Raw genomic sequence first — 26,217 nt, forward strand, 5'->3', positions numbered from 1 at the left:
CGAAGCAAACGTGAAAACTACTGGTTAAGGGAAAATATGCACAACGGCGTGATGAAGGCGTGGCTCGAGTCTTCACACTTGGCTGGCGCCAATGCAACGTATGTAGAGGACCTCTACGAACTGTATCTAAGTGATCCCGATCTGGTAAGTGAGGAGTGGACACGTGTTTTTGATGGCTTGCCTAAGCCTTCAGAAGAGGTGGTTGAACAACCCCATTCACGTGTCCGTGACTACTTCCGACGACTCGCTCAAGAAACAAAGCATTACAATGTCCAAGTTAGTGATCCTGATGTCGACGCTAAACAGGTAAAAGTACTTCAATTAATCAATGCTTACCGCTTTCGTGGTCATGAAGCGGCTCAGCTTGACCCTCTAGGTTTATGGCAACGCCCACCAGTGGCGGAGCTAGATCCTGCATTCCACAATCTTACCGAAGACGATCTAGAAGAAACTTTCAACGTGGGTTCTTTTGCTATTGGCAAAGACACTATGCAATTGAAAGACATCCACTCGTCACTGAACAAAATTTACTGTGGTTCTATCGGTGCTGAATATATGCACATGACAGACACTGAGCAAAAACGTTGGATCCAGCAGCGTTTAGAGTCAGTGGTGGGTCAGCCGTCATTCAGCAAAGAAGAAAAACAAGAATTCCTCGAAGAGCTAACAGCAGCAGAAGGTCTAGAGCGCTATCTTGGTGCGAAATTCCCAGGTGCGAAGCGTTTCTCTCTAGAAGGTGGTGATGCCCTAATCCCTATGACGAAAGAGTTGATTCGTCATGCGGGTAAGAGCGGTATGCGCGAAGTTGTGATTGGTATGGCACACCGTGGCCGTCTGAACATGCTTGTGAACGTACTTGGTAAGAAGCCACAAGATCTTTTTGATGAGTTTGCTGGTAAACATGATGATACCTGGGGTACAGGTGACGTTAAGTACCACCAAGGCTTCTCGGCGGATTTTGCGACGCCAGGCGGTGATGTTCACTTAGCGCTTGCGTTTAACCCGTCTCACCTTGAGATCGTTAACCCTGTAGTTATCGGTTCGGTGCGCGCGCGTCAAGATCGTTTAGGTGATACAGAAGGTAATACAGTTCTTCCTATCACTATCCACGGTGACTCGGCGATTGCTGGTCAGGGCGTTGTTGCTGAAACATTCAACATGTCACAAGCGCGTGGTTTCCGCGTTGGTGGTACGGTTCGTATCGTTGTAAACAACCAAGTTGGCTTTACAACATCTAACCCGACCGACACGCGTTCGACTATGTACTGTACCGATATCGCTAAGATGGTTCAGGCGCCAATTTTCCACGTCAATGCTGATGATCCAGAAGCCGTTGCTTTTGTGACTCGTATTGCACTGGACTACCGTAATGAATTTAAACGTGATGTTGTGATTGACCTGGTTTGTTACCGTCGTCATGGACACAACGAAGCGGATGAGCCAAACGCGACTCAGCCGTTGATGTACCAAAAAATCAAGAAACACCCAACTCCGCGTAAGCTTTACGCTGACGTGCTGATTGAACGTGGTGATTTTGGTATTGATACTGCGACCCAGTATGTCAATGAATACCGTGATGCATTAGATCGCGGTGAAGTCGTGGTGAAAGAATGGCGTCCGATGGCGCTGCATTCAGTAGACTGGTCTCCATACCTTGGGCACGACTGGGATACAGAATGGAACAGTAAGTTTGATACCAAGCGCCTGTTGGAGCTTGGCCAGCGACTATGTACTTACCCAGATAGCCACAAGCTGCAAAGCCGAGTGAATAAGCTTTATAACGATCGTAAAGCGATGCTAAATGGTGAAAAATCGATTGACTGGGGTATGGCTGAAACTTTGGCTTACGCAACTCTGGTTGACGATGGCAAACGCATTCGAATTTCTGGTCAGGACTCAGGTCGTGGTACTTTCTTCCACCGTCACTCGGTTCTACATAACCAAAACGATGCGAGCACTTTTGTTCCACTAGCGAACATTCATGATAAGCAAGGGCCATTTGAAGTTTTCGATTCAGTGCTATCTGAAGAGGCGGTATTGGCATTCGAGTACGGCTATGCAACAGCAGAGCCAAGCGGCTTAACTCTATGGGAAGCGCAGTTTGGTGATTTTGCCAACGGTGCCCAAGTTGTAATCGACCAGTTTATCTCATCAGGCGAGCAAAAATGGGCGCGTCTATGTGGTCTGACTATGCTTCTTCCTCATGGTTATGAAGGTCAAGGTCCAGAGCACTCATCAGCTCGCCTAGAGCGTTATCTGCAACTTTGTGCTGAGCAAAACATGCAGGTTGTAGTACCTTCTACTCCCGCTCAGGTTTACCACATGATTCGTCGTCAGGTTGTAAGACCTATGCGTCGTCCACTTGTGGTGATGTCTCCTAAATCATTGCTACGTCACCCACTATGTACTTCTACTATCGAAGAACTAGCGGAAGGCACATTCCAAGCTGCAATTGGTGAAATTGACAACCTAGAAGCTGCGAAAGTGAAACGAGTGGTCTTCTGTTCAGGTAAAGTTTACTTCGATCTGTTAGAGCAGCGCCGTAACAATGAGCAAGAAGATGTGGCAATTGTTCGTATTGAACAGCTTTACCCATTCCCTCTTGAAGACGTGAAAGCAGCTATCGAGCAATACACCAACGTTGAAGATTACGTTTGGTGTCAAGAAGAGCCTCAAAACCAAGGCGCTTGGTACTCTAGCCAACACAACTTCCGTGCTGCAATTCCAGCCGGCGCTGATCTGAAATACGCTGGTCGCCCAGCTTCAGCATCACCTGCAGTAGGCTACATGTCAGTACATTTGAAACAACAAAAAGCGCTGGTTGATGATGCGCTTAACGTGAATACAAAAACTTCGGACTAAGAACTAGAAGTGAAAGGAAGAAACAGATATGACAATTGAAATTCTGGTTCCAGATTTACCTGAATCGGTTGCTGACGCAACAGTCGCAACATGGCACAAACAACCTGGTGACGCAGTAGAGCGTGACGAGGTTCTAGTAGATATCGAAACGGATAAAGTGGTTCTTGAAGTACCTGCTCCAGAAGCGGGTGTTCTAGAAGCAATCATCGAAGAAGAAGGTGCAACAGTACTTTCAAAGCAGCTAATCGCTAAGCTTAAGCCGGGTGCAGTTGCAGGTGAGCCGACGAAAGACACCACTGAAGAGTCTGAAGCGTCTCCAGATAAGCGTCATAAAGCGTCATTGACGGAAGAAAGCAACGATGCACTTAGCCCAGCAGTTCGCCGCCTACTTGGTGAGCACGGTCTGGAAGCAAGCCAAGTGAAAGGCACTGGTGTTGGCGGTCGTATTACGCGTGAAGATATTGAAGCACACTTAGCAAACGCGAAAGAAGCGCCTAAAGCAGAAGCTACGGCAGCTGTAGAAGCACCAGCTGCTGCGCGTAGCCAGAAGCGTGTTCCAATGACACGTCTACGTAAAACAGTCGCAAACCGTCTTCTAGAAGCGAAGAACAACACGGCGATGTTGACAACGTTCAACGAAGTGAACATGAAACCAATCATGGACCTTCGTAAGCAGTACAAAGACCAGTTCGAAGAGCGTCACGGTATTCGTCTAGGCTTTATGTCTTTCTACGTAAAAGCGGTAACAGAAGCGTTGAAACGTTACCCTGAAGTCAACGCGTCTATCGACGGTGATGACATCGTTTACCACAACTACTTTGACATCAGCATGGCAGTATCGACGCCACGTGGTCTAGTGACTCCAGTACTAAAAGACTGTGACACATTAGGTTTCGCTGATGTTGAAAAAGGCATCAAAGAGCTAGCAATCAAAGGTCGTGACGGCAAGCTGACTGTTGATGAACTGATGGGTGGTAACTTCACTATCACGAACGGTGGTGTATTCGGTTCTCTAATGTCTACGCCTATCATCAACCCACCTCAATCGGCAATTCTTGGTATGCACAAGATCCAAGAGCGTCCAATGGCGGTGGATGGCAAGGTTGAAATCTTGCCGATGATGTACCTAGCGCTATCTTACGATCACCGTCTAATCGATGGTCGTGAATCAGTGGGCTTCCTAGTAACGATCAAAGAGCTACTAGAAGATCCAGCGCGTCTGCTATTAGACGTTTAATATCGCTAAAACGTCTAGCAGCCGCTGGTTGCTAGACGTTCGATAGTTTTCAAGGCTAGACTGGCTCAACTGTCTGGCCTTCACTTGAATCTTATCTATCTGCACAGTGAGATAAGATTGATTTGAGAAGACCCTACAGACGTCCGCTGACATGGCGGCGTTATGGAAATAATAATCCCTACAAGGGAAAATAAACGGAATATCAAAATGAATTTGCATGAATACCAAGCCAAACAGCTGTTTGCAGAATTCGGTTTGCCTGTACCGGAAGGTTACGCGTGTGATACACCACAAGAAGCTTTTGAAGCTGCTGGTCGTATCTCAACAGAGAAGAAAGTCGTTAAATGTCAGGTTCACGCAGGTGGACGTGGTAAAGCGGGTGGCGTTGAGCTGCACGATACTAAAGATGGCGTTAAAGAGTTTGCTCAAAAGTGGCTAGGTAAAAACCTAGTGACTTACCAAACAGATGCAAATGGTCAGCCTGTAACTAAAATCCTAGTTGAAGAAGCATCTAACATTGCTAACGAGCTTTACCTAGGTGCGGTTGTAGACCGTGCAACGCGTAAAGTTGTATTCATGGCATCGACTGAAGGTGGTGTTGAAATCGAGAAAGTTGCTGAAGAGACTCCAGAGTTGATTCACAAAGCAGCGATCGATCCACTAGTCGGCCCTCAAGCTTATCAAGGCCGTGAGCTAGCATTCAAGCTAGGTCTTGAAGGCGATCAAATCAAACAGTTTGTTAAGATCTTTATGGGTCTTGGCAACATGTTCTCTCAGTACGATTTAGCTCTACTAGAGATTAACCCTCTTGTTATTACTGGCGAAGGCAACCTGCTATGTCTAGACGGTAAGATCAACATCGATTCTAACGCTATGTACCGTCAGCCTAAGCTGCGTGAAATGCACGATCCTTCGCAAGAAGACGAGCGTGAAGCGCATGCAGCTCAGTGGGAACTGAACTACGTAGCACTAGACGGTAACGTTGGCTGTATGGTTAACGGTGCAGGTCTAGCAATGGGTACGATGGATATCGTAAACCTACACGGTGGCAAGCCTGCTAACTTCCTAGATGTAGGTGGCGGCGCAACGAAAGAGCGTGTAGCAGAAGCATTCAAGATCATCCTATCTGATGACAATGTAAAAGCAGTACTAGTTAACATCTTCGGTGGTATTGTTCGCTGTGACATGATCGCTGAAGGCATTATCGGTGCGGTTAAAGAGGTAGGCGTAAGCGTACCAGTTGTTGTTCGTCTAGAAGGTACTAACGCAGACCTAGGTCGCGAAGTTCTTGCTAATTCTGATGTTGATATCATTGCAGCTGAGTCGCTAACTGACGCAGCTCAGAAAGTTGTTGCTGCTGCGGAGGGCAAATAATGTCTGTACTAATTAATAAAGACACGAAAGTAATCTGTCAGGGTTTCACTGGTGGTCAAGGTACTTTCCACTCTGAGCAAGCGATTGCATACGGTACGCAGATGGTCGGTGGTGTTTCTCCAGGTAAAGGTGGTCAAACTCACTTAGATCTACCTGTATTTAACACGGTACGCGAAGCAGTTGAAGCAACTGGTGCGACAGCAACAGTTATCTATGTTCCAGCACCTTTCTGTAAAGACGCTATCCTAGAAGCGATTGACGCGGGCATCGAGCTGATCGTAACAATCACTGAAGGTATCCCTACAACGGATATGATCGACGTGAAAGTGAAGCTAGAAGAAACTGGCGTTCGTATGATCGGTCCTAACTGTCCAGGTCTAATCACTCCAGATGAGTGTAAGATTGGTATCATGCCTGGTCATATCCACAAGAAGGGTAAAGTTGGTATCGTTTCTCGCTCTGGTACGCTGACGTACGAAGCGGTTAAGCAGACTACAGATGAAGGCTTTGGTCAGTCTACTTGTGTTGGTATCGGTGGTGACCCAATCCCTGGTTCAAACTTCATTGATATCCTAAAACTGTTCCAAGAAGATCCAGAAACTGAAGCAATCGTAATGATTGGTGAGATCGGTGGTACAGCTGAAGAAGAAGCAGCAGCATTCATCAAAGAGAACGTGACTAAGCCAGTAGTTTCTTACATCGCTGGTGTAACGGCTCCTCCTGGTAAGCGTATGGGTCACGCTGGTGCAATCATCTCAGGTGGTAAAGGTACTGCGGAAGACAAGTTTGCTGCACTAGAAGCAGCAGGCGTTAAGACGGTTAAGTCTCTTGCAGACATCGGTAAAGGTCTACGCGAAATCACAGGTTGGTAATTTAGCCAAATGTGATAATGAAGGCTTGGCATTCGCCAAGCCTTTTGTTTTTGTGCTCTCCAGCTCTCCAGCTCTCCAGCTCTCCAGCTTTTTATCCCTCTAACTTCTTCTCAATCGCAACCAGTCTTGCGGTTAAATCAGCAACCTCTTGCTCCAATTGCTTTATACGATCCTGCTCGTTTGATTCAGCTTTCGCCGCGACTTCAACTTTGGGTACACGATTTGAGCTCTTCCAGCTTTTTAGTGTTGTGATTAAAGCCGGCATCGGGACAGAGGTACTCAAGCGCGCTTTGACCAAGGCTACAGTCGGCTCCTTTCCTTCTGCGTGTAACTGTTCAAGGATATCTTTTAGCTCTTGGCTAACATCTTGAGTAAGCATAAAACCTCCATTTTACTGTGAACCCCAATAATACTGAGCTTAGCAATAATTGACTAATGGAAAATTAAGAAATGGTGTGTGCGAGATTTCTCACAAGTGATGTAAGACAAAGTGCGTTTGAAACATAGTAATAGTCACTAGTTTAACTTTAACTTTATGATTTGTATCGGTTTATTTTTTTGTTTCTAACTTGTTTCAATAATGGTTTTCTTTCATGGCATTGTCTTAAAGGCGAATTGGAGTAAATTAGAAGGTGTCGGAAGGATGCTGACACGGAACAGGAAATACCAAGGATTGGGAATCTTCAGGATGAAGATTGGTTGACGAGGAACGTTGATCAAGCATGGAGCGAAAGGACATTGTAAGGATACGTTCGCTAACAGGATGTTAGTGGCAAGGATGACAATGGACACCTCTAGGAAGAGGCTAGGACAGTATCAGGATGATACAAAGGACACCGCTCAAGGAACAAGTGATGTGGAGCTGACGAGGATTGTTAGCTATCAGGACGATTAGGACACCGCTAGGAAGGCGAAGGCAGGATTTTACTGAAGGATTCAGTAACTATTAAGGAAGATGCATGGAGCACCTTTTGTAGCCGGATTGCTGCGAGTAAGACTATAGCCCCGATACTAACGTATCGGGGCTTTTCTTAGATCTCACCTTTATAAAAAACTCTAACAACAACGTTCAAAAAACTACCTAGATCAATAAAGGTATTTAAAAGTTGGTTTAACTTTTCGGCTTTGTTTTACAAGACAATTTTGGCTGCTAACAAGGATGTGTCATGACTATAGTGACTCGCCGTGCGTTATTGGTTCCCTATAACGACTCATTACAATCTGAATTTTTGATGCTCAATTGCTGTGCCATCAATCGCGCTCAGATGAACGGTGCCCATACGGTGTCGTCTGCAAAGAAACTATTTGAAAAAGTCCTGAATGACCGCAACATCTATGCGATGGCAGTATTAGACAGTCATACTCGCGACTTTATCGGTCATGTTTTTATCTCAGACCTCGATAGCCAGCCAGAGCTCGGGTACATTTTTGATAAAGATTATTGGGGCAGAGGTATTGCGAGTGAAGTGCTGCAAGCGTTTTTCCCTAAAGCAGTCAGAGATTTAAATCTAGATAGGGTACTAGCCACAGCCAATGTAGGTCACGAACCATCGGTACGAATTCTGCAAAAACTAGGTTTCAAGCTAAATGCACACAAGAAAGATACCTTTGGTCCGTTTGATGAGTATCTGTTTACATCCGATGTGGTGGAAGCTCAACCTTTGCTAGTCGGAAACCTTGCATAAAGATTCGGCCTTGATAGCAGTCATCGCCAAGCGAAGAAAATTCAAATTGATAAACAGAATGCCAACGCCAGACACCGTCTGGCGTTTTTAGTTTATGACCTTTTAGCGCAACGCTCAGTAGCTGTAAGTCGAGCTCTTTGCATTTACGTGCCGCGATGGTTTTAGCGAGTTCAGCTTGGCGGCGTTGTTGCCAAAACACAAGACAGACAATTGCGAGTGCGAGTATGGCAAAAAGGTCATGAATCATAGTTATGCCTTTGCTGCTTGTTGAAGGTTGATTAACGCTTTCGCTAGCTCTTCAGAAGGGCTGGAGTGAAGCAGCGGCAACAGAACCATTCGTAACTCGGGCAGCATGACAAGATCGGCAAAAAGCTGGTTGAAGAGCGCTTGATTACCCGTCTGTGCCAACCTGAGTAGAAATTGCTCAGCTATTTTCGCATCACTTAGCCAATGCCAGCTGCGCCCTGCAATACCAATCAACACCTCTTGATGGCTTAATCTCGGTGAAGCGAGTACTTGGCTAACAATTGGCAGCGAGAGTGATTGCGGTGCGCCGGATAACGCGCGCAGCAATGCAGACAGTAGGAATAGGTCCGGTTCGTTGCTATCAACTTGTTGTTGAGCTATCTCAGCTAGGCGCTGCGCTAATTTTTGCGGTAAATCGGTATGTTCTAGGGCGCCGAGCAGGGCATAGAGAGGTTCGTTAGGCAGGTGCTGCAACGCTTTTCTAACTTTAACACCATTTTGTTCCTGCCCTAAGCGTGCACAGATATCTGTGACTCCCTGTAAGCCAACAGTATGCCACTTATCCCACTCTAAACCGCCAGAGAAGTAGTGCTGGGCATGCTCGTAATACTGGCTGCATGGCAGGTCCAGTTCAGCACGAATTTGGCTATGGAAAACGGCCATCTTATCTTCACTGGGTTTGAAGGTGTACGGGTTATTAGATAGCTTTTGCTGCTGCTCTTCGCTCATTTCTTGATTTAAGCGTGTTCCCATTGCTTCAATCACATACTTGATGAAGTTACCTACATCAGCTTGCTTGAGTAAGCCTCGCTCGTCCAATTCAAACTTTAGAAACCATATCCACGGCTGTTGCTCTTGGTTCCAATAAGCAATCGCCAAGTGGGCCTTACGCTGCATTGGGTAAGGGTAAGGTTGCTGGCCTTTTTCAACATCGGCAAAGACTTTATTTTCAATCTTCTTGATTCGGCGACCAAGATCAAACACTTGATACTGACAGTCACTGTTGGTCAACAATTGGGTAAGGGTATGAATGGTTTCCATTGGAGAATTGTCCTAACTTTCTTTCCTCTATAAATGGTACTCTTAGGGCAATTTTCAAGGTCAGTAATAAAGATAAATGACAAAAGAGAAACAATTAGCCGCACTGATAGACCGTTTGGAGCTTTCCATGAAGCAACTTGAACTATGGAGCTCAGAGCAACCCAGTGAACAAGCTTTGGCGAGCCAGCAGCCATTCGCGCTCGATACCTTAGAGCCACAAGCGTGGTTGCAATGGGTCTTTATTCGCAGAATGCGAGTGATGCTAGAGCAAAAGCAACCATTACCAAGTGGCTTTTCGTTGTCCCCTTATTTTGAAGAGTGTTGGAAAGAGCAATCTAGCTTGCACCCTATTATTGCGATCTTACGTCAGCTCGATGAGGAGTGCCGATGATGCTAGAGATAGTGTTTCAAGATGAATATTTTGTTGCCGTAAACAAACCTGCCGGTATGTTGGTTCACCGTAGCTGGTTGGATAAACACGAAACTCAATTCGTCATGCAGACCTTACGTGATCAGATCGGGCAGCATGTTTTCCCACTGCATCGACTCGATCGTCCTACATCCGGTGTACTGATTTTTGCTTTGTCGAGCGAGGTCGCTTCTCAGGTGATGCCGATGTTTGCCAATCATGAAATGGAAAAAACGTATCACGCTATTGTCCGTGGCTGGATTGAAGAAGCGGCACGTTTAGATTATCCGCTTAAAGTAGAGTTAGATAAAATTGCTGATAAGCATGCTAGCCAAGAGAAAGAAGCGCAGGAGGCGATAACCGATTACCAACCCGTTGCGAAAGTCGAAATTCCTCATTCTACTGGTAAGTTTCCGACGACACGTTACTGTCTGATGGAGATGAAACCATTAACGGGGCGGAAACATCAGCTACGACGTCATATGGCGCACTTAAGGCATCCGATAGTGGGAGATACCACTCATGGCGATGGTAAGCATAATAAGCTGTTTCGCGAGATATATGACTCGCACCGATTGTTACTTCATGCCTCGAGCTTGAAGTTTGTTCATCCGTTTACTGGGCAAGATTTGTTGATTGAAGCGGGTGTTGATGAAACTTGGCAGAGACTCTGCGCAGAGTTTGGCTGGGATATTCCGAAGTCATAGAGAAAACAAACCGTCACTTTGAGCTAAAGTGACGGTTGAAAAGCTGAGATTACTTACAGTAAACACGCGCTTCACGAGGAGTGTAGATACCGAATGTGATTGTGCTGAATACGATATCTTTGAAAGTTTGCTGCGTTTCTACTTTCGCCACTTTATCTACTGAACCACATACCTGTGCTGCGTCGATTTGCTTGCTTTGACCGATACCGCTGACAAAGAAGTGATGAGTTTTTAGTTCTGTCGCTTCATTTGTTTCTTGTGCTGGTGATACAACAAATGTTTGTTGTGCACAGCCAGAAGCCAAAAGACTGATTGCCGCTGCGATGACAAGCTTTTTCATAACTCTTTCCTTAACTATTAGAATTGGACTCAAATAGGCAAGCGTTCCAATTAGCCTGCCGAATGCAGTGTAACAAGTTTCTTATCAAGGTGTATGTCTTGAGTTTGTATTTATTTGTCATGTGATTGATTTTTGTGATACTGATAACTGATTGAACCAGATAATAAAAAAACCCTCCGAAGAGGGTTTTATCAATAGCAGTTCAAGTTCCAATCTATTTGGCGAGATAATCACGAATCGACTGTTCGATGCCTAAAGCATCAAGCCCTAATTCGTGATGGAGTTCTTCTTGCGTACCTTGGGCGATAAATTTATCAGGCAAGCCAAGGTTTAGCACTGGTTTGATGATTTTTTCCTGCATCATAAACTCGATCACGCCCGCGCCTGCGCCGCCAGCAATAGCATTCTCTTCTAGCGTAACTAGCACGTCGTGTTCGTCTGCGAGTTGCTTAATAAGTGCCTCATCAAGAGGTTTGACAAAACGCATATCTGCGACGGTTGCATTGAGCGCTTCTGCTGCTTGATGAGCACTGTTTAAGAAGGTGCCAAAGTTCAGAATAGCCACTTTTTCACCTTGGCGAACAAGGCGGCCTTTCCCTATTTCTAGCGCGGTGAAATCCTGTTTGATCTCTGCGCCTGTTCCAGTACCACGTGGATAACGAACCGCAGATGGACCAGTATGCTTATGTCCGGTATACAGCATCTGACGACACTCATTTTCATCACTCGGCGCCATGATGACCATGTTCGGGATACAGCGCATAAAGCTAAGATCGAATGCCCCTTGGTGCGTCTGACCATCTGCTCCAACAAGGCCTGCGCGGTCAATAGCGAACATGACCGGTAAGTCCATGATTGCAACATCATGAATGAGTTGATCATATCCACGCTGTAAGAAGGTAGAGTAGATAGCCACAATAGGATGGTCGCCTGCGATCGCCATACCTGTTGCTAAAGTCACAGCGTGTTGTTCGGCGATTGCGACGTCAAAATACTGGTTTGGGTATTCTTTAGAGAATCGAACCATGCCAGAGCCTTCGCGCATCGCCGGAGTGATAGCCATTAGCTTAGGATCTTGTGCGGCCATATCACATAGGAAGTCACCAAAAATCTTCGAGTAACTCGGCTTTCCACCGCTGCTCTTAGGCAGTGAACTATGGCTAGGGTCAAACTTAGGTACGCCGTGATAGCCGATCGGATCTTTTTCAGCTGGCTCGTAGCCTTTGCCCTTTTTAGTCATGATGTGTAAGAACTGTGGCCCTTTAAGTTCACGCATATTCTTTAGCGTTTTAACTAGCTCGTTGACATCGTGGCCGTCGACTGGGCCAATGTAGTTAAAACCAAGTTCTTCAAACAGAGTTCCTGGGACTACCATGCCCTTAAGGTGTTCTTCAGTACGGCGAACCAACTCTTTAATCGGCGGAACACCCGACAGTACTTTTTTACCACCTTCACGAATAGAGGTGTATAAGCTGCCAGAGAGCACTTGAGCGAGATGGTTGTTAAGTGCACCAACGTTCTCTGAAATCGACATTTCGTTGTCGTTGAGAATTACCAGCATATCCGGATGTACATCACCAGCATGGTTCATTGCTTCAAATGCCATACCGGCTGTAATTGCGCCATCACCGATTACGCTAACCACTTTACGGTTTTGCTCTTCTTTACCCGCACTGATTGCCATACCGAGTGCAGCACTGATTGAAGTCGATGAATGACCTACCGATAAGGTGTCATATTCACTTTCTTCGCGCCACGGGAAAGGGTGCAGTCCATCCTTTTGACGGATAGTAGACATCTGGTCACGGCGACCCGTAAGAATTTTGTGTGGGTAAGCTTGGTGGCCGACATCCCAAACAAGTTGGTCAAACGGAGTGTTGTAGACGTAATGTAGAGCAACGGTAAGCTCTACTGTTCCTAAACCAGAGGCGAGGTGACCGCTCGACTGACTTACTGAATTCAATAAGTAGGTGCGTAGTTCATCACACAGTTTAGGTAGCACTTCCTTTGGAAGACTGCGTAGCTCTTCAGGTGTATCTGCTAAAGCCAGTGTTGGATATTTCGAAATATCAAGAGTCATATAAAAATGCGCGCTTATAGTGTTAGTTCTTGCGCTCGACGACGTATCGGGCGAACTCTTCAAGTAACTCTGTATTGTATGGGATTGCTTCCAAAGCTTGAAGAGCTTCATTTAACAGAGTGTGAGCTTTGTTAATAGCTCCTTCCAATCCAAGCAGTGCTGGATAGGTGCTTTTGTTTAATTCTTGGTCAGAACCTTGCGGTTTGCCTAAAGTTTCTGTATCGCTGATGATATCCAAAATATCGTCTTGAACTTGAAACGCGAGGCCAATTGCATCGGCGAATGTATCAAGTTGAGGCATTACCTCTAACCCTCTTTCTCCAGCGGCAAGCGCGCCAAGACGAATAGCAGATTTCATTAAGGCGCCTGTCTTGTTGCGGTGAATTGCTTCCAATTCTTGCAATGAAACTTGTTTGTTCTCTGCCGCTAGGTCAAGAGCCTGTCCCATACACATGCCATTGGCACCTGAAGCATCGGCAAGAACTTTTACCATCTTTATACGGTTGCTTTCAGCGTTTGGGTTCAGTGAGCCCTCCGCAAGAATTGTAAACGCTAAGGTTTGCAGCGCGTCGCCAGTGAGAATTGCCGTTGCTTCGTCGAACTTAACATGGCAGGTTGCTTTGCCACGGCGCAGTTCATCATCATCCATAGCGGGAAGATCATCGTGGATAAGTGAGTACGCATGGATGCACTCGACGGCAGACGCTGGAGTGTCTAGGTCGTCAAGCTTGCAACCTAACATTTGTCCTGTGATGTAGACAAGAAACGGACGCGCACGTTTGCCCCCAAGCAATAAGCCATAACGCATTGCTTCAATAAGAGGTAGATTTTGGTGTGGCAGTGCTTGCAGCCAGTTTTCGAGCTGAGTATTGTTTCGCTGTTGAAGTGAGGTTAATGCCTCATGCATGGCAGACATCTTCTATAAATTATTGTTCAGGCTGAGCGTTAAAATCAGATAGTGGAGATTCATCATCATTTTGCAACAAGATGCTAACGCGCTGTTCTGCATCGCTCAGTTTTGATTGTCCTGAACGAGCAAGGGCAATGCCGCGCTCGAATTTTTTCAACGCATCTTCTAGTGCTAAATCACCATTTTCGAGGTTTTCAACGATCACATCAAGCTCTTCAATGGTCGCCTCAAAGGTCATGTTTTCTGGTTTCTTGCTCGCCATAACTATTCTACCGAGATAAAGATGCACGAAAGTTACCTTAGCCGATAATGATGGTCAAATTTAACCGAGTAAATTTGTCAGAAAAATCGAGCTTGTACGGTCATATTCTGCGAAGGTACTCAATATAGGGCTAAAGTCTATTAGGGTCTGTTGACCTTTTGCGGTTAAATTTTGTTCGAGATAAAAGCGTTTTAATCGCGGCGAGAGGTTTGTCGCCTAGCATTCTAAGCAAAACACCTCTCAACAAAGAGTAAAACGCTTTTAGCCGAACCCTTCGGGCAGCGTTTGTGGCTCCTTTCTGCTGCGTTATCGGCTTTATCGGGTAGGGCAACTACAATTCAAAGCCTCTGCCTTGCATAAAGAACCCACAAACTGCTGCAAAAATCAGCTCAAAAGGTCAACAGACCCTAGGCACCTGGCACTCAGCATCTATATTTATGTGAGTACAGTACCAATAAAATACTAAAGATCTTAAGATGTTGCCGATATAATTTGTTAGAAGCTTAAAGATAGCATGAGGAGTGCTCTGTGGATTTAGCAACGCTGGTAGGACTGATTGGCGGTTTTGCTTTCGTCATCATGGCAATGATACTGGGCGGAAGCATCATGATGTTCGTCGACGTAACGTCGATTCTTATCGTGGTGGGTGGTTCTACCTTCGTAGTGTTGATGAAATTCACTATGGGGCAGTTCTTTGGCGCAGCCAAAATCGCTGGTAAAGCGTTTATGTTTAAAGCTGACGAGCCAGAAGACTTGATTGCTAAAGTTGTTGAAATGGCGGATGCGGCACGTAAAGGTGGTTTTCTTGCTCTCGAAGAGATGGAAATTACCAATAGCTTCATGCAAAAGGGTATCGACTTGCTGGTGGATGGTCACGATGCCGACGTAGTTCGCGCAGCACTGCAAAAAGATATTGCCTTAACTGATGAGCGACATGATTTTGGTTCTAGCGTGTTTAGAGCCTTCGGTGATGTTGCACCTGCAATGGGCATGATCGGTACTCTCGTCGGTCTGGTTGCCATGCTATCAAACATGGATGACCCGAAAGCAATCGGCCCTGCAATGGCTGTTGCACTTCTTACCACACTCTATGGCGCAATTCTTTCCAACATGGTGTTCTTCCCGATCGCCGATAAGCTTTCCCTTCGTCGTGAGCAAGAAAAACTCAATCGTCGCCTTATTATGGATGGTGTGCTTGCGATTCAAGATGGTCAAAACCCACGCGTTATCGACAGCTATCTGAAGAATTACCTCAATGAAGGTAAGCGTGCCCTTGATGTAGATAACGAGTAAGGTCGCTGATATGGAAGAAGAAGAACCAAAATGTCCGCCACCCGGCCTCCCGCTGTGGATGGGGACTTTTGCTGACTTAATGTCGCTCTTGATGTGTTTCTTCGTACTACTGCTCTCGTTCTCTGAAATGGATGTACTGAAGTTTAAACAGATCGCGGGTTCAATGAAGTTCGCTTTTGGTGTGCAAAACCGATTGGAAGTGAAAGACATTCCAAAAGGAACCAGCATTATTGCTCAAGAATTTAGGCCGGGTCGACCTGAGCCGACGCCTATCGACGTTATCATGCAGCAAACCATAGATATTACTCAGCAGACTCTAGAATTCCATGAAGGAGAGTCAGACAGAGCCGGTGGTACGCAGCGTGATGAGGGCAAATTGACGGGCGGGCAATCGCCGGATACCTCGACGCAAAACAATCAAAACTCTGAGTCAGACAATGAACAGCAGCAATCGGCTGAGATGTCACAAGAGCTTGAAACCTTAATGGAGAGTATCAAGAAGGCCCTGGAACGAGAGATAGAACAAGGTGCGATTGAAGTAGAAAACCTCGGTCAGCAGATTGATATCCGTATTCGTGAGAAAGGCGCGTTTCCTGAAGGGTCGGCATTCTTGCAACCTAAATTCCGTCCACTGGTTCGACAGATTGCCGATCTAGTGAAGGATATACCGGGAATCATTCGAGTATCAGGGCATACTGACAATCAACGCATTGACTCTGAACTTTACCGCTCCAATTGGGATTTATCGGCACAGCGAGCGGTTTCTGTCGCTCAGGAGATGGAGAAGGTCCGCGGCTTTGACCATCAGCGTCTTCGCGTCAGAGGTATGGCAGATACTGAGCCACTTGGCCCCAACGATACTGAAGCGCAGCGTTCTCGTAACCGCCGGGTTGAGATCAGTATTATGCAAGGGGAAGCGCTGTTAAGCGACGAAGTCCCAGTCATTCAATAAAAGATAAAAAGACGAGCACAAACGCTCGTCTTTTTTATGGTCTTTGCTTCATGTATAATCTTGCGCCCTTAGAGGCAGCACATCGCTGCTAGGCTCAATAGAGCGTGAAAATAGCGAAACAGTTAACTTGTGAAGTGAATTATGAAATTTATCGTAAAGCCCCATCCAGAAATTTTTGTAAAAAGTGAGTCTGTGCGTAAGCGCTTCACAAAGATTCTTGAATGCAACATTCGTAACGTAATCAAGAGTCGTACAGAGTCTGTTGCTGTTTTCAACCGTCGTGACCACATTGAAGTAACGGCGGAAACGGATGAATTCCACAAAGAGACAATCGAAGTATTGACTCATACGCCGGGCATCCACCACGTACTTGAAGTACAACAGTCAGAATTTAAAGACTTACACGATATCTTCGAGCAAGTACTGGAACTTAACCGTCCTAACCTTGAAGGCAAAACGTTTGTTGTTCGTGCCAAGCGTCGTGGTAAGCATGATTTCACTTCTATTGAACTAGAGCGTTACGTAGGTGGTGGTCTTAACCAAGCGATCGAAAGCGCGAGCGTAAAACTGCGTAACCCAGATGTGACGGTTAAAGTGGAAGTAGTTAACGAGAAGCTTAACCAAGTTATCAAACGTTACAAAGGTCTAGGTGGTTTCCCTCTTGGTACACAAGAAGATGTTTTGAGCCTGATCTCTGGCGGTTTTGACTCTGGCGTATCAAGCTATCTGCACATCAAACGTGGTTCAAAAGTCCATTACTGCTTCTTTAACCTCGGCGGCCCTGCGCACGAAATTGGTGTCAAACAGGTTTCTCACTATCTGTGGAACAAGTACGGTTCATCAGCAAAAGTACGCTTCATCTCGGTCGATTTTGAGCCAGTAGTGGCTGAAATTCTAGAGAAAGTCGATGATGGTCAAATGGGCGTTATCCTTAAGCGTATGTTTATGCGCGCTGCGGGTATGGTGGCTGAGAAGTTCAAGATTGAAGCGCTAGTGACTGGTGAAGCATTAGGTCAGGTATCAAGCCAAACCCTAACGAACCTGCGTCATATCGACAATGTGACAGATACTTTGATTCTTCGTCCGCTTATCAACTGGGATAAAGAAGACATCATCAATCTAGCTCGTGACATCGGTACTGAAGATTTCGCTAAGACCATGCCGGAATATTGTGGCGTAATTTCTAAGAAGCCAACGGTTAAAGCGGTTAAAGCGAAACTGGACACTGAAGAAGAGAAGTTCGACTTTGATATTCTAGAGCAGGTTGTTCGTGACGCGCGTGTCATGGATATTCGTGATATTGCCAAAGAAACCGAACAAGCTGCACCAGAAGTTGAGCAAGTTCAAGCAGTGGAAGAGCACGCGATCGTACTCGATATCCGTAGCCCCGAAGAAGAAGACGACAATCCACTTGAGATTGATGGCGTTGAAGTGAAACACATCCCATTCTTCAAGCTAGGCACTCAGTTCGGTGATTTAGACCAATCTAAATCTTACCTGCTTTACTGTGACCGTGGCGTGATGAGTCGTCTACAAGCTCTTTATCTTCAAGAGCAAGGCTTTAACAACGTTAAGGTTTACCGCCCGTAGCGAGCACTCCATATAGTACTAAAAGCGCAAATCGTTGATTCGGTTTGCGCTTTTTAGTTTGTAGCGAGTGGAATTTGGCGCATAAAAAAACACCGCCATCGAGGCGGTGCTAAATATTTGACAGACAGGTCAAAATAAATACAGGAAGTATATGTTTCGTTTCCTATGGAAACAAAACTGGTAGAAACCTACCGAACTCGAAATACGAGTTTGCAAACACAACATCGCAACAAAAGGTCAATTGATTTAAAGCATAAATCAAGCCGTTCTGACTTCTTGCTGCGGGGTGAAATATAGAATTTCTCTGGTCGTCAGGCAACGGACATTTTATAATGTTTCAGATAAAAAAAACTAATCCAATTTATAGAAGGTCACTATGTCCAGAAGATTGCCTCCTTTGAACTCATTAAAAGTGTTCGAAGCCGCGGCTCGACATCTGAGTTTTACTCGCGCAGCCGAAGAGTTGTTTGTGACTCAAGCTGCCGTCAGTCATCAGATTAAGGCGCTAGAAGAATTCCTTGGCTTAAAGTTATTCAGACGCAGAAACCGCTCGTTACTGCTTACAGAAGAAGGTCAAAGTTACTTTCTTGATATAAAAGATATTTTCACATCGTTAGCAGAAGCTACTGATAAAGTACTCGAGCGCAGTGAGAAAGGGGCATTAACCATCAGTTTACCGCCAAGCTTTGCGATTCAATGGTTAGTCCCTAGATTAGCGGATTTTAATCAACAAGAGCCTGATATTGATGTTCGAATTAAAGCGGTCGATATGGACGAAGGCTCGTTGACCGATGACGTCGACGTGGCGATTTATTATGGTCGCGGTAATTGGCCAGGTTTGCGAGCGGACAAACTGTATCAAGAATTTTTGATCCCACTCTGTTCACCTTCATTACTTTTAGGTAACAAACCATTAGAAACTCTAAGTGACTTGAAGCAACATACCTTACTTCATGACACCTCTCGCAAAGATTGGAAACAGTTTGCTAAGCAAAATGGCATTGAAGGAGTTAACGTTAATCACGGGCCTATTTTTAGCCACTCAACTATGGTACTTCAAGCCGCTGCTCACGGTCAGGGGGTTGCACTTGGTAACAATGTTTTAGCTCAACCCGAGCTTGAAGCAGGCCGTCTGATCGCACCGTTTGATGAGGTCTTGGTGTCTAAAAATGCTTTCTATGTTGTTTGTCATGACAAACAGGCCGATATGGGGCGTATTGCTACTTTTCGTGATTGGATGTTAGCCAAAGCGCAAAGCGAGCAAGAGGAGCTTTTAGATGACTGATTACCTCATTGACGGTGACAAAGGCAATCCGTTGTTTATTTTTGCTCACGGAGCTGGTGCTGGAATGGACCACACCTTTATGGAAGCAGTGGCAAAGGGCCTTGCTCAAAAAGGTATTCAGGTGGTGCGCTTTAATTTTCCTTATATGGTTAAGCGAGCTGAGGATGGTAAGAAACGTCCGCCAGATAGAGCACCTAAATTACTGGAAGCCTACCAAGCCGTTGTTGACCAGTACTGTCCAACAGGGGCGGTTATCATTGGTGGCAAATCAATGGGAGGGCGTATGGCAAGCCTTCTCTCTAGTGAGGACAAGGTTGCGGGAGTTGCTTGTTTAGGCTTTCCGTTCCATCCGCCCGGTAAACCTGAGAACTACAAAGGTGGTCACTTAGCAGAGCTAGAAAAGCCTTGTCTCATCCTTCAAGGTGAGCGCGATACCTTTGGTAAGAAAGAAGAATTTGAAAAGTTTGATCTCTCTAGTGCAATCAAGGTGGAATTTATTCCCGATGGCGACCATAGCTTCAAACCTCGTAAGAGTTCAGGGTATACCGAAGTCGGTAACATCGAGCTGGCGATCGATCACTTAGCCAAGTTTATCCTAGAGGTGTCTGATGCGAAGTAGGTTCTGGTTAGCGTTGGGTGGTGTATTGTGCGGCCTTGGTGTTGCTTTGGGGGCGTTTGCTGCTCATGGTTTGAAGAAAATGCTCTCACCTTATCTGATTGAGGTTTTCTCTACGGGCGTGCAGTACCAATTCATTCATGGCATTGCTATTTTGCTTTGTGGCGTGTTACTTGGGTTAAAATTGCCGCTTAAGTCACAAAAATATTTCTCCCTTGCCGCGGTTTGCTTTATCATCGGCATCCTTTGTTTTAGCGGCAGCCTCTACGCGTTGGCATTAACAGGCATTAAATGGTTTGGTCCTATCACGCCATTAGGTGGTTTAACGTTTATGCTTGGTTGGGGTTTGTTCGTATACGCAGCACTACAGGTTAAAGAGGTGAACCAGTGAAACAATTAATGCTCTACTGCCGCAGCGGCTTTGAAAAAGAGTGTGCCGGAGAAATTCAAGATCGTGCTACTCAGTTAGAAGTGTTTGGTTTCCCACGTCTTAAAAAAAACACTGGTTATGTGCTGTTTGAGTGTTACCAAGATGGTGATGCAGAAAAGCTTGTCAAAGAGCTCGATTTTAAATCGTTGATCTTTGCTCGCCAGATCTTTGCTGTCGCAGCTGAAATTCAAGAACTGCCACGTGAAGATCGTATCTCGCCGATTTTGCATGATTTAAGCTTCGTAGAGACCATGCCTCGTTGTGGTGATATTCGCGTTGAAACGCCAGATACCAACGAAGCGAAAGAGCTACTTAAGTTTTGTCGTAAGTTCACTGTGCCAATGCGCCAAGCTTTACGTGGCAAAGAGATTCTGTTCCCGAAAGACAGCCCTAAAAAGCCTGTGTTACATATTTGCTTTGTCGCTCCGACGCATTGCTTCATCGGTTATTCTTTACCTAGCAATAACTCGCAGTTCTTCATGGGTATCCCTCGCCTTAAGTTCCCAGCGGACGCACCGAGTCGTTCAACTCTGAAGTTAGAAGAAGCGTTTCACGTGTTTATTCCTCGTGAAGAGTGGGATGAACGCTTAGCCGCAGGTATGTGGGGCGTTGACTTAGGGGCGTGTCCTGGCGGTTGGACGTACCAACTAGTGAAGCGTTCGATGTTTGTCCACTCTGTCGATAACGGCATGATGGCTGATAGCCTAATGGAAACCGGGCAGGTTAAACACCACCAAGAAGATGGCTTTAAGTTTGAACCTGCGCGTAAAAACGTAACATGGCTAGTGTGTGACATGATCGAAAAGCCATCACGCGTTGCTCAGCTGATGGGCGAGTGGATTATTAGCGGCTGGGCTAAAGAAGCGATCTTTAACCTTAAGCTGCCGATGAAAGGCCGTTACGACGAAGTGTTAGAAGATATCGAGAACTTAAAACTCTTCCTGATTGAAAATGGTGTGAAGTTTAAGCTTCAAGCTAAGCATCTGTACCATGATAGAGAAGAAATCACGGTACATGTTCAGTGTTTATCGAATATCTCACCGCGCTAAATTAAAAACGCTCCCTAGATAGGGAGCGTTTTTTAGTTGGACGTTGGCCACATTTCCCACAGTTGCGCTTCCATGCTCTCTTCAGTGCTGTTAGCTATAAGAGAAAAGAAGTCCAATCCAGTTTGCTGCTCAACCGCATCGATTGTAGTGACGAAGCTTGCAAGCTCACTGCTAAAGACATCTCTATGTGGAACAATGAAGGCTATGGCTTCATTGAAAGCAGGATCTAAGATTACTTTGTAAAAAGCGCTCGGTATGATGACATTGTTGCCTATCGAGTTTTCGTTTCCTTGATAGATAGGTCCAGTGACCACGTAGAGCTCATTGTACTCATTCGCAAGATCACGTACGTGCTCTTCCAAAATGCGCCAACCTACGCGGTTAAAACCCGGAAGCTGAGGAGACATATTGCTCATCAAAAAGCTCTGCTTCATAGAGTCTTGGCTAAAATCCATTGTGGCAGATGGTGCTAGGTGTCCTCGGTCATAGCCAGAGCCGCTGTAATCGGCGAGCGTGGAGCGAGCATAGTCGGGGAGCTCACTGTCTTCTTTGAAGCTATTACTACGTTTAAAGCTGGCGTTAACGCTTTCTGCGGTAATGTGGTAAGCCACCCAGTCGGCATTTTTGGTTTGATAGTTGTAGCCAACGGCATACCCATCCCGGCAAAGTAATTGATCAGGTTGCTCTGAAGGCAAGCCTACGTCTAAGTGCTTTCCACAGGTTTGCGCGAAAGTTGGTAGGGAAAAGACAACAGCAAGTGTTAGTAAAACAGTATTTTTCATTATTATGCTCCTTGTTATTGGAGCTATGAAAAATAGTCGATTGGCTTTGCGTTACTGTGATAGTGGTTAAATGTTAATCAATACTTGGTCCGGTATTGAGCAGGTAAATATTAAGCTTGTGAAAGTAACCGATTTCACAACAGATTCGATTAACATTGCTTTTCTAATCAGCTAGTTAATATGTTCTATGCATTATTGAGTAGCTTCATTCTCACCATTAAAACGAATATCTTGCAGGTTAAAACCGAGTTCCATATCGGTTTTGAGTGCTGCAATCGTCTTACATTTTCGCGCTGATTCAATATGCTCATCTAGTTTCTTACGATACTTAGTAGGGAGCTCTTCACTGGCGAATGCTTGTTCAATATCGCTAAACTGGGTGAGAATTTCTTTGGCAGCTTTTGGTCCTACCCCTGGCACACCGGGAACCTGACTAGAGCTTATGCCTGTTAGCCCCCAATAATCGGCAAGCTGACTCGGCTTAACGCCAAATTCTGCTTCGATAAATGGTTCGTCTAACCAGCGGTGCTGAAAATAATCTCGGATTTGCAGAGTTGGAGAAAGGAGCTGACAGTAGCCTTTATCCGTCGACACTATCGTCACTTTTTCACCATGATTCGCCACCTTAGTTGCCAATGTGGCGACCAAGTCATCAGCTTCGTCACCATCTGAAAGTAGCGAGTCTATTCCCAGTTTCCACCATGCATCTTGAATTGACTCTAAGCCTTGTAACAAAGGCTCTGGCATAGGTTTTCTGTTTTGTTTGTACTCTGGCAAGATCTCCGCTCGCCATCCTCGTTCTTGAAGATGATGATCGAACACGGCAATGATATGAGTGGGCTGTGACTCAGATAAAATACGATTCAAGGTTCGTGTGGTCGTATTAATGGTTCTTGCTATATCGGTAGGATCGGGTTGCGCGGAGTGAACGCGTCGGATCAGGTTAAGAGCATCGATGATAACAAGATGAATAGACATACAAATCAAAAAAATAAGGGCTTGAAGCCCTTATTGTATAGATTGAGGTTGAGATTACCAGTCAGTGCGGTAAACAGTCGCTAACCTGATGTCTTAATTTGGTAGCAAGGCTCGTAAGCAGTACCACCTGGCAACTTCATGCGGTCTTGTTCAACGAAGTCTTTTAGCAGTTTATCCATCTTCTTCATCAAGCTTGCATCACCATCTAAGATAAATGGGCCGTGACGCTCGATTTCACGAATCCCTTCTGCTTTGACATTACCTGCAACGATACCTGAGAACGCCTGACGCAGTGCTGCTGCAAGGTTCTCTGGACGCTGATTAAGATGCAAGTCCAAACTCGCCATATTGTCGTGAGTTGGGTCGAACGGTAGCTGGAACTCTGGCTCAATTTTTAATGACCAGTTGAAGCTGTAGGCATCACCGGTATCTTTACGGTACTGACGAACATCCGACATGCTCTGCTTCATGATCTGAGCGACTTTGGCTGGGTCGTCAACAACGATTTGGTAGTGTTTCTGCGCCTCTACGCCAAGCGTATCACCAATAAAGCGGTCTATAGAGCGGAAGTACTCTTCGCTCTCTTTCGGGCCTGTCAGTACGATAGGTAGTGGCTGGTCGGTATTGTCAGGGTGCATCATAATACCAAGAATATAGAGAAGCTCTTCTGCTGTCCCTGCGCCCCCCGGAAAAATCACAATCCCGTGGGCCATACGTACAAAGGCTTCTAAACGCTTTTCGATGTCTGGCATGATGACCAGTTCATTGACGATAGGGTTTGGTGGCTCTGCGGCAATGATTGAAGGTTCCGTTAGGCCCAAATAACGCTGTTCATAGTAACGCTGCTTCGCGTGACCAATCGCTGCGCCTTTCATCGGGCCTTCCATCGCGCCCGGTCCACAGCCGGTACAAATGTTTAACTCGCGCAGACCAAGTTCGTTACCGACCTCTCGAGTGTATTGATATTCGGTGGGATTGATTGAGTGCCCACCCCAACATACCACTAGGTTCGGTTCGATACCCGGCGTCAGGGTGCCAGCATTGCGTAAGATGCCGAAAACAAGGTTAGTGATATGACTAGCGTTAGTCAGGTTAAGACGCTGATTATCAGCAAGGTGCATATTGACGTACACGATGTCACGCAAAACTGAGAATAGGTGTTCTTGAATCCCTTTGATGATCTCACCATCGACAAAGGCGTGCTCTGGCGCATTGGTGAGTTCGAGCTTAATGCCACGCTCACGACGCACGACGTTGACATCAAAAGATTTGTATTTGTCGAGTAGTTCTTTAGAGTTATCGGTGTGGCTGCCGGAGTTAAGAACCGCAAGGGTACAGTTGCGGTAAAGTTGGTAAAGATCACTTGCAGCGGTTTTCTTAAGGCGCTCAACTTCAAGTTGAGAAAGTAGATCCATACTACCTGCTGGACTAATGTGTGTGATCATAGTGACCTCCTTGACGAAACAGCACTCATAGAGAGTGAGATATCATTATTGTTATTGTCCATATACGTTGCCAATCCGCGAACAAATTAAGCAAACGTCTAATAAGCTTAGCAGCTTTTTACAGATAATAAACCTAACTAATTGATATCTATAGATCAATCACACTAATGAAACATCATGGTGGGTTTGTGAAGTGCCGTCTAGCGCCAAACGAGTTGGTTCTTACCGAGCGTTTTTGCTTCATTAAGGCACAAGTTGAGTCGCTCTAAGATCTCTTCGGGTGTATCCGAATCTTTGAATGCAGTACTTGCGGCGGAAAGGGTGATGGTTAAGTTTCGATCACGGAACTTAAATGGCAGCTTAGATACCTGACCCTGAATCGCTTGAATCATATTGAAAGCGTTGCTGTCAGAGAGCTCTGGGAGCAACAACACGAATTCTTCACCAGAGAAGCGCGCCACGGTATCTGTATCGCGGATCTCTTTCTTAATTGTGCGAGCAATAATTTTCAGTGCCTTGTCACCTGCGGCATAACCAAAACTGTCGTTGATCGCTTTAAAGCCATCGACATCGAGTATAACGACACGAAGAGTATGTTGTGCGCGTATCCAGCGGCGGTACTCTAACTCAAGGCGATCGCCAAATGCGGCTCGGTTATATACCTTGGTCAGTGGGTCAAGCAGCATACGTTGTGCTTGATCTTCTAAGCGGCGGCGATAGTCCTGAGTCACTTCATACAGTGCTTCTAGTTGGTTTTTGCCGTAATCCATGCGCTCAATCAAGGCTTGTTCACGTTGTTCGGCGTGTTTCAAGCGCTCAGTCAATGAGTTCAGTTGAGCCAGTAAAGGGTTCACCTGTTCTTTCAGCGAATCTAAACTTTCTGCATTGGACACTTTGGACTGCGTATCGGTGACGAGTTCAGACAACTCAGTGTTCATCTCCTGGCGATGAGCAAAATAGCTTTGGGATTGCTGTGAGTTTTGCTGTGAGCTTTTCAGTGACGACGAAAGCGAAGAGTTGATTTGTTCGAGAAACTGTTCTGAAGTTTTACGCTCATAATGGGTGCCATCAATCACCAACTTAAGCGTTTGTAGCGTTAACTCTAACAAAACGTGGCTGTTTACCCCAATCAGTAACTTAGCGCGAATGTCTGTTAGCAGCTCCCCAGACTCGCCTTCAAAATCAAGTTCAGTAATCAAATGCTGCAATTCTTCGGAAAGGCGAAGCAACAGCTCACGATCGGAACTAGCCGCGATTTGGTTAACGCTGTAGTCAGGGTTGGTTGTGATGATTTTTACGGAGCGCTCATAAAGGTTAAGCAGTCTTAGGGCTTGTTCTGCTCTTGGATGCTTAAGGCCATCGGAGTAACTGAGTAAATCGCGTAGGTCGCGTTTGATCTTCGGAGGCAGCCCAGTCAAGCGCAGTAGCGTTTCACCACTATGCTTAATTTGGGAATCCAAATGTTCAGTTTGTTGTTCCATAGCCAAGCCTTGTTGTTTTAGCAAACGCTCCAATACCGCCAGTTTTGGTATTAGTGAGCTGACGTCTTGCTGCTGCTCGATAGCTTGTTTCAGTTCCATGAGTCCCGCTTGTAGTCGCGGGTTTTCACATTTATAAGCACTACTTAACGACGAGATGACACGCTGAAGTACCTTTTGTTCTCTATTAAATTTGAACGAGGTATCCCTTTGTGTCAATCGAACTTGTTCCAATTGAGATTTCAGGTTGTGCAGCTGTGACTGAAGATCTTGTTCGATTACGCCCATGAATAA

Annotated in this window: 25 protein-coding genes; 14 read left to right on the top strand and 11 right to left on the bottom strand. The window is 45.7% G+C overall.

Features of this window, described 5'->3' with window-relative positions; translation table 11 throughout:
* The first annotated feature begins 36 nt into the window (after nt 1-36).
* The 4 genes from sucA to sucD all read left to right on the top strand — a co-directional run bounded on the left by sucA (nt 37) and on the right by sucD (nt 6,345).
* A complete protein-coding gene (gene sucA, locus AC6R16_RS10490) occupies nt 37-2,862 on the top strand; it encodes a 2-oxoglutarate dehydrogenase E1 component (RefSeq protein ID WP_500639510.1) in 2,826 nt (941 codons plus the stop codon).
* A gap of 28 nt (nt 2,863-2,890) precedes the next feature.
* Nucleotides 2,891-4,099, top strand: a complete 1,209-nt coding sequence (gene odhB / locus AC6R16_RS10495; RefSeq protein ID WP_500674335.1) for a 2-oxoglutarate dehydrogenase complex dihydrolipoyllysine-residue succinyltransferase — start codon at nt 2,891-2,893, stop codon at nt 4,097-4,099.
* 207 nt (nt 4,100-4,306) lie between these two features.
* A complete protein-coding gene (gene sucC / locus AC6R16_RS10500; RefSeq protein ID WP_004744517.1) occupies nt 4,307-5,473 on the top strand; it encodes an ADP-forming succinate--CoA ligase subunit beta in 1,167 nt (388 codons plus the stop codon).
* On the top strand, nt 5,473-6,345 hold the full coding sequence (sucD, locus tag AC6R16_RS10505; RefSeq protein WP_500674336.1) for a succinate--CoA ligase subunit alpha: 873 nt from the start codon (nt 5,473-5,475) through the stop codon (nt 6,343-6,345). The genes sucC and sucD overlap by 1 nt, the downstream gene beginning before the upstream one ends.
* A 91-nt stretch (nt 6,346-6,436) precedes the next feature.
* Here the strand turns inward: sucD and AC6R16_RS10510 are convergent, their stop codons facing one another.
* Nucleotides 6,437-6,724: a hypothetical protein gene (locus AC6R16_RS10510; RefSeq protein WP_500674337.1), complete on the bottom strand. Its 288-nt coding sequence runs from the start codon at nt 6,722-6,724 to the stop codon at nt 6,437-6,439.
* A 787-nt stretch (nt 6,725-7,511) separates the two neighbouring features.
* Here AC6R16_RS10510 and AC6R16_RS10515 point away from each other — a divergent pair.
* Nucleotides 7,512-8,030: a GNAT family N-acetyltransferase gene (locus AC6R16_RS10515; RefSeq protein ID WP_367938910.1), complete on the top strand. Its 519-nt coding sequence runs from the start codon at nt 7,512-7,514 to the stop codon at nt 8,028-8,030.
* Here the strand turns inward: AC6R16_RS10515 and AC6R16_RS10520 are convergent.
* Together AC6R16_RS10520 and AC6R16_RS10525 are read right to left on the bottom strand one after the other, a co-directional pair.
* Nucleotides 7,978-8,277 (bottom strand): DUF3301 domain-containing protein, encoded by a 300-nt coding sequence (locus tag AC6R16_RS10520; protein WP_500639514.1) that lies wholly within the window; start codon nt 8,275-8,277, stop codon nt 7,978-7,980. The two genes, AC6R16_RS10515 and AC6R16_RS10520, sit on opposite strands and share 53 nt — an antisense overlap.
* Before the next feature lie 2 nt (nt 8,278-8,279).
* Nucleotides 8,280-9,317: a DUF3549 family protein gene (locus AC6R16_RS10525; protein ID WP_500674338.1), complete on the bottom strand. Its 1,038-nt coding sequence runs from the start codon at nt 9,315-9,317 to the stop codon at nt 8,280-8,282.
* A gap of 76 nt (nt 9,318-9,393) precedes the next feature.
* Here AC6R16_RS10525 and AC6R16_RS10530 point away from each other — a divergent pair, with 76 nt between their 5' ends.
* Both AC6R16_RS10530 and truC read left to right on the top strand, forming a co-directional pair.
* A complete protein-coding gene (locus AC6R16_RS10530) occupies nt 9,394-9,708 on the top strand; it encodes a YqcC family protein (RefSeq protein ID WP_500674339.1) in 315 nt (104 codons plus the stop codon).
* Complete coding sequence (gene truC, locus AC6R16_RS10535) at nt 9,708-10,433, top strand: tRNA pseudouridine(65) synthase TruC (protein ID WP_500639578.1); 726 nt, start codon at nt 9,708-9,710, stop codon at nt 10,431-10,433. The genes AC6R16_RS10530 and truC overlap by 1 nt, the downstream gene beginning before the upstream one ends.
* A 49-nt stretch (nt 10,434-10,482) precedes the next feature.
* Here truC and AC6R16_RS10540 read toward each other — a convergent pair whose 3' ends face one another.
* The 4 genes from AC6R16_RS10540 to xseB all read right to left on the bottom strand — a co-directional run bounded on the left by AC6R16_RS10540 (nt 10,483) and on the right by xseB (nt 14,025).
* A complete protein-coding gene (locus tag AC6R16_RS10540) occupies nt 10,483-10,773 on the bottom strand; it encodes a Bor family protein (RefSeq protein ID WP_500639517.1) in 291 nt (96 codons plus the stop codon).
* A 214-nt stretch (nt 10,774-10,987) separates the two neighbouring features.
* Nucleotides 10,988-12,853, bottom strand: a complete 1,866-nt coding sequence (gene dxs, locus AC6R16_RS10545; protein ID WP_500674340.1) for a 1-deoxy-D-xylulose-5-phosphate synthase — start codon at nt 12,851-12,853, stop codon at nt 10,988-10,990.
* Between the two features lie 22 nt (nt 12,854-12,875).
* Nucleotides 12,876-13,760 (bottom strand): (2E,6E)-farnesyl diphosphate synthase, encoded by an 885-nt coding sequence (gene ispA, locus AC6R16_RS10550; protein ID WP_500674341.1) that lies wholly within the window; start codon nt 13,758-13,760, stop codon nt 12,876-12,878.
* A 19-nt stretch (nt 13,761-13,779) separates the two neighbouring features.
* Nucleotides 13,780-14,025, bottom strand: a complete 246-nt coding sequence (gene xseB, locus AC6R16_RS10555) for an exodeoxyribonuclease VII small subunit (protein ID WP_004744529.1) — start codon at nt 14,023-14,025, stop codon at nt 13,780-13,782.
* A 528-nt stretch (nt 14,026-14,553) separates the two neighbouring features.
* Here xseB and pomA point away from each other — a divergent pair.
* The 7 genes from pomA (at nt 14,554) to rlmM (ending at nt 21,240) form a co-directional block, all read left to right on the top strand.
* Entirely contained in the window at nt 14,554-15,318 is a 765-nt protein-coding gene (gene pomA, locus AC6R16_RS10560) for a flagellar motor protein PomA (protein WP_494505854.1), read from the top strand.
* A gap of 10 nt (nt 15,319-15,328) precedes the next feature.
* Nucleotides 15,329-16,270: a MotB family protein gene (locus tag AC6R16_RS10565; protein ID WP_494505853.1), complete on the top strand. Its 942-nt coding sequence runs from the start codon at nt 15,329-15,331 to the stop codon at nt 16,268-16,270.
* 141 nt (nt 16,271-16,411) lie between these two features.
* Nucleotides 16,412-17,860, top strand: coding sequence for a tRNA uracil 4-sulfurtransferase ThiI (thiI, locus tag AC6R16_RS10570; protein ID WP_004744532.1), 1,449 nt, complete (start codon nt 16,412-16,414; stop codon nt 17,858-17,860).
* Between the two features lie 376 nt (nt 17,861-18,236).
* The gene (locus AC6R16_RS10575) at nt 18,237-19,145 is read left to right on the top strand and encodes a transcriptional regulator GcvA (RefSeq protein ID WP_494505852.1); all 909 of its coding nucleotides are present in this window, start codon (nt 18,237-18,239) and stop codon (nt 19,143-19,145) included.
* Nucleotides 19,138-19,764 (top strand): alpha/beta family hydrolase, encoded by a 627-nt coding sequence (locus AC6R16_RS10580; protein WP_500674342.1) that lies wholly within the window; start codon nt 19,138-19,140, stop codon nt 19,762-19,764. Before AC6R16_RS10575 ends, AC6R16_RS10580 begins: the two co-directional genes overlap by 8 nt.
* Nucleotides 19,754-20,152: a DUF423 domain-containing protein gene (locus AC6R16_RS10585; RefSeq protein WP_494505850.1), complete on the top strand. Its 399-nt coding sequence runs from the start codon at nt 19,754-19,756 to the stop codon at nt 20,150-20,152. Before AC6R16_RS10580 ends, AC6R16_RS10585 begins: the two co-directional genes overlap by 11 nt.
* Nucleotides 20,149-21,240: a 23S rRNA (cytidine(2498)-2'-O)-methyltransferase RlmM gene (rlmM, locus tag AC6R16_RS10590; RefSeq protein ID WP_494505849.1), complete on the top strand. Its 1,092-nt coding sequence runs from the start codon at nt 20,149-20,151 to the stop codon at nt 21,238-21,240. The genes AC6R16_RS10585 and rlmM overlap by 4 nt, the downstream gene beginning before the upstream one ends.
* Nucleotides 21,241-21,272: 32 nt before the next feature.
* On the opposite strand, the gene AC6R16_RS10595 is transcribed toward rlmM, so the two are convergent.
* The 4 genes from AC6R16_RS10595 to AC6R16_RS10610 all read right to left on the bottom strand — a co-directional run bounded on the left by AC6R16_RS10595 (nt 21,273) and on the right by AC6R16_RS10610 (nt 26,211).
* Entirely contained in the window at nt 21,273-22,022 is a 750-nt protein-coding gene (locus AC6R16_RS10595) for a DNA/RNA non-specific endonuclease (protein ID WP_500674343.1), read from the bottom strand.
* A 192-nt stretch (nt 22,023-22,214) separates the two neighbouring features.
* Nucleotides 22,215-23,000 carry a flap endonuclease Xni gene (gene xni, locus AC6R16_RS10600; RefSeq protein ID WP_494505847.1) on the bottom strand — a complete coding sequence of 262 codons (786 nt, stop codon included), beginning with the start codon at nt 22,998-23,000 and terminating at the stop codon, nt 22,215-22,217.
* 80 nt (nt 23,001-23,080) lie between these two features.
* Entirely contained in the window at nt 23,081-24,445 is a 1,365-nt protein-coding gene (gene ppnN / locus AC6R16_RS10605; RefSeq protein WP_500674344.1) for a nucleotide 5'-monophosphate nucleosidase PpnN, read from the bottom strand.
* 200 nt (nt 24,446-24,645) lie between these two features.
* Nucleotides 24,646-26,211 (bottom strand): diguanylate cyclase domain-containing protein, encoded by a 1,566-nt coding sequence (locus AC6R16_RS10610; protein WP_494505845.1) that lies wholly within the window; start codon nt 26,209-26,211, stop codon nt 24,646-24,648.
* Nucleotides 26,212-26,217: the final 6 nt, after the last annotated feature.

The sequence above is a fragment of the Vibrio sp. R10-SG3-ISO10 genome, assembly GCF_059834185.1.

What these genes read in the sequence shown, in the direction of transcription:
- sucA (WP_500639510.1), top strand. Translation starts at nt 37, where the DNA reads ATGCACAACGGCGTGATGAAGGCGTGGCTCGAGTCTTCACACTTGGCT.
- odhB (WP_500674335.1), top strand. Translation starts at nt 2,891, where the DNA reads ATGACAATTGAAATTCTGGTTCCAGATTTACCTGAATCGGTTGCTGAC.
- sucC (WP_004744517.1), top strand. Translation starts at nt 4,307, where the DNA reads ATGAATTTGCATGAATACCAAGCCAAACAGCTGTTTGCAGAATTCGGT.
- sucD (WP_500674336.1), top strand. Translation starts at nt 5,473, where the DNA reads ATGTCTGTACTAATTAATAAAGACACGAAAGTAATCTGTCAGGGTTTC.
- AC6R16_RS10510 (WP_500674337.1), bottom strand. Translation starts at nt 6,724, where the DNA reads ATGCTTACTCAAGATGTTAGCCAAGAGCTAAAAGATATCCTTGAACAG.
- AC6R16_RS10515 (WP_367938910.1), top strand. Translation starts at nt 7,512, where the DNA reads ATGACTATAGTGACTCGCCGTGCGTTATTGGTTCCCTATAACGACTCA.
- AC6R16_RS10520 (WP_500639514.1), bottom strand. Translation starts at nt 8,277, where the DNA reads ATGATTCATGACCTTTTTGCCATACTCGCACTCGCAATTGTCTGTCTT.
- AC6R16_RS10525 (WP_500674338.1), bottom strand. Translation starts at nt 9,317, where the DNA reads ATGGAAACCATTCATACCCTTACCCAATTGTTGACCAACAGTGACTGT.
- AC6R16_RS10530 (WP_500674339.1), top strand. Translation starts at nt 9,394, where the DNA reads ATGACAAAAGAGAAACAATTAGCCGCACTGATAGACCGTTTGGAGCTT.
- truC (WP_500639578.1), top strand. Translation starts at nt 9,708, where the DNA reads ATGCTAGAGATAGTGTTTCAAGATGAATATTTTGTTGCCGTAAACAAA.
- AC6R16_RS10540 (WP_500639517.1), bottom strand. Translation starts at nt 10,773, where the DNA reads ATGAAAAAGCTTGTCATCGCAGCGGCAATCAGTCTTTTGGCTTCTGGC.
- dxs (WP_500674340.1), bottom strand. Translation starts at nt 12,853, where the DNA reads ATGACTCTTGATATTTCGAAATATCCAACACTGGCTTTAGCAGATACA.
- ispA (WP_500674341.1), bottom strand. Translation starts at nt 13,760, where the DNA reads ATGCATGAGGCATTAACCTCACTTCAACAGCGAAACAATACTCAGCTC.
- xseB (WP_004744529.1), bottom strand. Translation starts at nt 14,025, where the DNA reads ATGGCGAGCAAGAAACCAGAAAACATGACCTTTGAGGCGACCATTGAA.
- AC6R16_RS10565 (WP_494505853.1), top strand. Translation starts at nt 15,329, where the DNA reads ATGGAAGAAGAAGAACCAAAATGTCCGCCACCCGGCCTCCCGCTGTGG.
- thiI (WP_004744532.1), top strand. Translation starts at nt 16,412, where the DNA reads ATGAAATTTATCGTAAAGCCCCATCCAGAAATTTTTGTAAAAAGTGAG.
- AC6R16_RS10575 (WP_494505852.1), top strand. Translation starts at nt 18,237, where the DNA reads ATGTCCAGAAGATTGCCTCCTTTGAACTCATTAAAAGTGTTCGAAGCC.
- AC6R16_RS10580 (WP_500674342.1), top strand. Translation starts at nt 19,138, where the DNA reads ATGACTGATTACCTCATTGACGGTGACAAAGGCAATCCGTTGTTTATT.
- AC6R16_RS10585 (WP_494505850.1), top strand. Translation starts at nt 19,754, where the DNA reads ATGCGAAGTAGGTTCTGGTTAGCGTTGGGTGGTGTATTGTGCGGCCTT.
- AC6R16_RS10595 (WP_500674343.1), bottom strand. Translation starts at nt 22,022, where the DNA reads ATGAAAAATACTGTTTTACTAACACTTGCTGTTGTCTTTTCCCTACCA.
- xni (WP_494505847.1), bottom strand. Translation starts at nt 23,000, where the DNA reads ATGTCTATTCATCTTGTTATCATCGATGCTCTTAACCTGATCCGACGC.
- ppnN (WP_500674344.1), bottom strand. Translation starts at nt 24,445, where the DNA reads ATGATCACACACATTAGTCCAGCAGGTAGTATGGATCTACTTTCTCAA.
- AC6R16_RS10610 (WP_494505845.1), bottom strand. Translation starts at nt 26,211, where the DNA reads ATGGGCGTAATCGAACAAGATCTTCAGTCACAGCTGCACAACCTGAAA.